Source organism: Dethiosulfovibrio peptidovorans (genome assembly GCA_002748665.1).
Classification (GTDB): domain Bacteria; phylum Synergistota; class Synergistia; order Synergistales; family Dethiosulfovibrionaceae; genus Dethiosulfovibrio; species Dethiosulfovibrio peptidovorans_A.
The window spans coordinates 1-2088 of sequence record PDTB01000044.1 but is presented as its reverse complement, the minus strand read 5'-3'; the positions used below and the strand labels follow the sequence as shown (position 1 = coordinate 2088).

Genomic DNA, 2088 nt, shown 5'->3' with positions numbered 1-2088 from the left:
CGTTTTGCGAAGTTGTTTGTTCTGGGCGTTCTGGCCGGAGCCTTTATTGCGTTTGCCGCGGAAGGTTCCAACATGGCGGCCTTCAACCTGTTTGCCCGGCCGGACACCTACGGTCTGGGCAAGGTGCTGGCGGGTTCCATTTTTGGAACCGGCCTGATGCTGGTTCTTCTGGCGGGGGGCGAGCTGTTTACCGGAAATGTCCTTATGATTGCCGGAGTGAGCGCCCGGAAGGTTTCGGCCGGAAGAATGCTCAGGAACTGGGCCATTGTCTATGCCGGGAATTTTGCCGGCTCGGTGTTTGTGGCCTGGATGATGGCGGCCAGCGGCCTGTTTGCCGGCGGCGGGAACATGCTGGGGGCCGTTACGCTGAAAATTGCCGCCTACAAGGTGAACCTGAGTTTCCTTCAGGCCTTTGTGCTGGGCCTTATGTGCAACTGGCTGGTGTGCCTGGCGGTGTGGCTTTCCTATGGTTCAACGTCGTTCAGCGGAAAAATTCTGGCGGTGTTCTTTCCCATCTGGCTGTTTATTACCTCGGGCTTTGAGCACAGTGTGGCCAACATGTACTACGTTCCGGCCGGATTCCGGCCGGCATTTTTATCAAGGGCAGCGCGGCCTTTCTTGAGGCGGCCCGTCTGGGAAAAGAGGCCCTGGGTCTGCTCTCCTGGGGCGGGTTTTTGCTGCACAACCTGCTGCCGGTTACCCTGGGCAACATTGTCGGCGGCGGAGTGTTTGTGGCCATGGCATACCGGTACGTATATGGCCGGAGGGATAAGGCGTAAATGAAACCCCACAACAGAGTGAAGTCGGTTGTAAAAGCCTTTTCAATAATGGAAGCTCTTGACAAGTGGGGAGAGCTGAGTATCGGGCAGTTAAGTGAAGCGCTGGAAATGGACAAGGCCACGGTTCACAGGCTTGTCAGCACCATGAGGGAGGCCGGGTATGTCAATCAGGACCCGGACACCCGCAGGTATTCCAACAGCCTGAAACTGCTGGCCATGGGCAACCGTGTCATGGACAGAACGGGTATTCTGAAGGTGGCCCGTCCCCATATCAAACACCTGGCCGGGGAAACCGGGGAAACGGTGAACCTGGGCATTCTTGTGGGGAGCAAAATTGTGTATATTGACAAACTGGAGAGCAGCTCCACCATAAAGGTGGGACAGGACATAGGGGCCGATGTGCCCTGTTACTGCTCCGCGCTGGGAAAGGCCATTCTGGCGTACAGCTCCGATGCGGTGGCAGAAAAAATTCTTGACCATGTGGTTATGAGGCGCTATACGAAGAATTCCATTGTGGATAAAGTGGCCTTGCAGGAAGAGCTGCGAAGGGTGAGGGAAACGGGCTTTGCCCTGGACGACGAGGAGTATGTGGAAGGGCTGGTCTGCATAAGCGCGCCCGTGCTGGATTTTACCGGCAGTCCGGTTGCGGCCCTCAGCATTTCCACTCCCAGGTTCCGTTTCCGGCAGAAGGAGCACATGGCCGACTATTCCCGCATGGTTAGAGAGGAAGCCGGGAAAATATCGGAAAAAATCGGGTATGGATATCCTGAGAATCATCAGGGGACAATATAAAATCATGCTTTAAGGGGAGAAGAAAATGAGCAAAAAGAAGATGTCCATTATGGACTTCAAGAAGTTCAAGCAGGAAGGGCGAAAGTTCAGCTTTGTAACGGCCTACGATTACACAATGGCATCCATTGTCAATGAGAGCGAGGTGGAAATTATCCTGGTGGGCGATTCCCTGGGAATGGTGATGCTGGGTTATGACGGCACTGAATCGGTCACCATGGACGACATGGTGCATCACATCAAACCGGTGGTGAAGGGGGCTCCCGACACATGGATTATCGGTGATATGCCCTTCGGCTCCTACAATGTCAGCGATGAAGAGGCTGTCCGGAACGCCAACCGTCTGATAAAGGAAACCAACTGCGACTGCATTAAGCTGGAAGGCGGGGTGGAAATGCTCTCCAGAATAAAAGCCATTGTCGGTGCCGGCATTAACGTTATGGGCCACATCGGCCTGACTCCCCAGACCGCATCGGCTCTTGGCGGTTTCAAGGTGCAGGGCGGAACGCCCGAGGGTGCC

2 protein-coding genes and 1 pseudogene are annotated in these 2088 nt (G+C 55.1%); all 3 read left to right on the top strand.

Annotated elements, in window-relative coordinates:
• The first annotated feature begins 12 nt into the window (after nt 1-12).
• Nucleotides 13-779, top strand: a pseudogene (locus tag CSA35_09850) (FdhC protein).
• Nucleotides 780-1571: an IclR family transcriptional regulator gene (locus CSA35_09845; protein ID PIE53718.1), complete on the top strand. Its 792-nt coding sequence runs from the start codon at nt 780-782 to the stop codon at nt 1569-1571.
• A gap of 25 nt (nt 1572-1596) precedes the next feature.
• A partial coding sequence (locus CSA35_09840) for a 3-methyl-2-oxobutanoate hydroxymethyltransferase (GenBank protein ID PIE53717.1) occupies nt 1597-2088 on the top strand: 492 nt, incomplete at its 3' end.